The 840-nt window shown below is 64.5% G+C and carries 1 pseudogene; it reads right to left on the reverse strand.

The window, feature by feature from the left end:
• Positions 1 to 840, reverse strand: a pseudogene (locus EN893_RS38470) (autotransporter outer membrane beta-barrel domain-containing protein); the annotation flags it as partial.

The raw sequence follows: 840 nt of genomic DNA on the forward strand, positions 1-840 counted from the left end.
GGTCGGATTTGACAAGCTGCGCGTCGCCCGAAAGAACGGAGGCGATCGTGGCCGTCATGCCGGCGCCCGCCGCAGTACCGTCGCCGACGACGATGCTGCTGGATGGTCCGGTGAGCTCGACGGCATTGCCCTGGACACTATAGCCATCGGTCATGAACTGCATGCCAGAGGCAGTTACGTGGCCCAAGCCTTCATCCACCATCACCGTGCCGGCCTGGCCGGCAAAGATGGCGAAGGAAGCGTCGGCGTAAGGGGCATTGATGGTGCCCGTCTCATTGGCCCAGTTGTCATTGCCGGCCGAAGCCTGCCAGACGCCGTCGCCGCCATTGATCACGCCGTTGTTCTTGGGGCCGGCAGCGCCATCCCAGTAGTTGAAGGTCAGGCCTTCGGTGTTGACGAGGTTCACTTGGTGATCGATCGATGTCTGGATCGAATAACCCGTCGACGGGATCGTGCCCACGGCGAGGCCGTTGTTGGTGAGAGTGCCGTCATAGCTGAAGACACGGTAGACGCCTGGCCCGAAGGTTCCGCCTGCGCTCGTGGTGACGTTGAGCGTGCCGTCGAGGACGAGGTTGCCGCCCACTGTCGTCAGGTCATTGAGCGCCCCACCGACGACGTTCGCCTCGCCGAAGGAATAGTTGAGGATCGAGCCGCTGGAGAGATTGAGATTCCCAGCGATCGCCAGCGTGCCTGGGGTGTCGTCGGCCGAGCCGGGTGACAGGGTCGCCCCGTCGGCGACCGTGATATCGCCGCCGATCGCGCCCTTGCCGCCGATGGTCGCGCCGCTCGCAACCGAGACCGCGCCCGTCGCACCACCGTTGTCGCCATCGACATAGAGGC

This window comes from Mesorhizobium sp. M7A.F.Ca.CA.004.04.2.1, assembly GCF_004022825.1.
Lineage (GTDB): Bacteria > Pseudomonadota > Alphaproteobacteria > Rhizobiales > Rhizobiaceae > Mesorhizobium.